This window comes from Ferrovibrio sp., from assembly GCF_029255545.1.
Taxonomy (GTDB): Bacteria; Pseudomonadota; Alphaproteobacteria; order Ferrovibrionales; family Ferrovibrionaceae; genus Ferrovibrio.
In genome coordinates this window covers 1-2107 of the sequence record NZ_JANLJJ010000042.1, presented here as the reverse complement: position 1 = coordinate 2107, position 2107 = coordinate 1, and the positions used below count along the sequence as shown (strand labels likewise).

Genomic DNA, 2107 nt, shown 5'->3' with positions numbered 1-2107 from the left:
ACGCTGTTGGTTTCCGTGGCGCTGACGCCAACGGATTCGCCGGCCGCCACGATCTCGCCCCAGGTGGTGGCATCCACCGGGATGCCCTCGGCCAGGCGTTTGGCCCGCGCGCGGCGCTCGGGCTCGCCGGCGACCAGCACGCCGTCAGAGTTCGGGGCTTTTGGCGACGCTTTCACGAATGCAGTGAAGGCCGCCACCTCGTGGCGCCAGGTCTCGGCGCCGCCCAGCTTCGCCGGGTCGATGATCACCGAGAACATGTTGTTGGTGATGGTGCCGCTGGCCCAGCTGCCCTCATGCATGGTCACGCCGCCGGTCATGGCGCCGGCCAGCAATTCGGCGATCACCGCCAGGCCGTAGCCCTTGTGCTCGCCGAAAGCCAGGATGGCGCCGATCGGCGGGTTGAACATCGTTTTGGGATCGTTGGTGGGATTGCCTTGCGCATCGATCAGCGTGCCGGGCGCCACCTGCTCGCCCTTGTTCATCGCCACGCGCACCTTTCCCATGGCGATTTTTGATGTCGCCATGTCCAGCACGATGGGTTCGCCGCCGGGTTCGGCGGCCGGAATCGCGCAGCAATAGGGATTGGTGGCGAACCGCGCATCGGCGCCGCCATACGGCGCCACCAGCGGCGGACGGCCGACCACGTTCACGTAATGCGTCGAGACCAGCCCGGCGGCGGCGCATTGTTCGCCCCAATGGCCGATGCGGCCGATATGGTGGCTGTTGCGCAAGCTCACGATGCAGGCGCCGAGGTCCTTGGCGCGGCGGATGCCCAGCTCCATCGCCTCGTGCCCGATCACCTGGCCGTAGCCCATGTTGCCGTCCAGATTGAGGATGGCGCCGGCGTCGCCAAGGACCCGCACGGAGGTATTCACCTTCAGGCGCTTTTCCACCACGGCGAGGATGTATTGCGGCAACATGCCGACGCCGTGGCTGTCATGGCCACTCAGGTTGGCCAGCACCAGGTTCTCGGCCACCAGGGCGGCCTCGCGCTCGTTGCTGCCGCCGGCCAGGCAGATATGGCGTACGGCGGCGCGCAGCTTGTCGGCGGCGATGGTGACGGTGGCGGCCATGGAGGGTCCTCGGGTCGTTTTTCGCTGGGCTTCCGGTTTATCGGAAAGCTTGCAGGCGAACAACGGGGCGGGCAGACTGCGACCCATGATGCACCGCACCCTGCTGCTTCTGCCGCTTGTCCTGCTGGGCGCCTGCGCGTCCCATCTGGAAGGCACCGCCGAACGCGCCCGCACCGCTCTGGTCGGCCTCGACGAGGCCGGGCTGAAACGCTGCCTGGGCGAGCCGGTGGCGATCCACAAGGAAGGTGGCAACGACCTCTGGCTCTATTTCCGCGAGACCAGCCGCTCGGCCACGGCGATCAGCGACACCGGCTATACGCCCACCAATCGCGGCAGCGTTTCCTACGATTACTACCGCTATTGCGAGGCGGCGTTTTTCATGAAGAACGGCCGGGTGCAGGCGGTGGACTTCACCGGCCGCACCTCGACGGGCCGCCAGACGCTGGAACCCTGCGGCGCGCTGGTCGAACGCTGCATGGCGGGGAAGTGATGCCATGATCACCTGTTTTCTGCGCTACGAAGTCGATGCCGACAAGCTGAAGGATTTCGAGGAATACGGCCGCATGTGGATCAGGCTGGTCAACAAGCTGGGCGGCCGGCATCACGGCTATCTGATGCCCAGCGAGGGAGAGAGCGACATCGCGCTGGCCAGCTTCACCTTTCCCAGCCTCGCGGCCTATGAGCAGTATCGCAAAGCAGCGGCCACCGATCCCGAATGCCAGGCAGCGATGGCCTTCTACGAACGCACGCGCTGCTTCCGCCGCTACGAGCGCAGCTTCTTCCGTCCGGTTTTCGAGTAAGCCATCTCCGCAATCGTCATGCCCGGCACAAGGCCGGCATGACGGATCTGGATTAGTGCGCCGCGTCCCAGTTGGCGCCGCGGCCGGCTTCCACCACCAATGGCACATCCAGCGCGGCGGCCGCCTGCATCACGTCCTTCGCCACGGCGATCGCGTCGTCCACTTCCCGTTCGGGCGCTTCGAAGACCAGTTCGTCATGCACCTGCAGCAGCATGCGGGTCTTGAGGCCGGCTT

The 2107-nt window shown here is 66.2% G+C and carries 4 protein-coding genes; 2 read left to right on the top strand and 2 right to left on the bottom strand.

The features are described from left to right. The coding region (locus tag Q1J79_RS08445; protein ID WP_300299186.1) for a malate/lactate/ureidoglycolate dehydrogenase at positions 1–1073 on the bottom strand (1073 nt) is incomplete at its 3' end. A gap of 85 nt (positions 1074–1158) precedes the next feature. On the opposite strand from Q1J79_RS08445, the gene Q1J79_RS08440 reads away from it, so the two are divergent. Both Q1J79_RS08440 and Q1J79_RS08435 read left to right on the top strand, forming a co-directional pair. Continuing rightward, on the top strand, positions 1159–1563 hold the full coding sequence (locus Q1J79_RS08440; protein ID WP_300299184.1) for a hypothetical protein: 405 nt from the start codon (positions 1159–1161) through the stop codon (positions 1561–1563). A gap of 4 nt (positions 1564–1567) precedes the next feature. Continuing rightward, complete coding sequence (locus Q1J79_RS08435; protein WP_300299182.1) at positions 1568–1873, top strand: NIPSNAP family protein; 306 nt, start codon at positions 1568–1570, stop codon at positions 1871–1873. Between the two features lie 52 nt (positions 1874–1925). Here the strand turns inward: Q1J79_RS08435 and Q1J79_RS08430 are convergent. Next, positions 1926–2107: DNA polymerase (locus tag Q1J79_RS08430; protein ID WP_300299180.1), on the bottom strand; the 182-nt coding region annotated here is incomplete at its 5' end.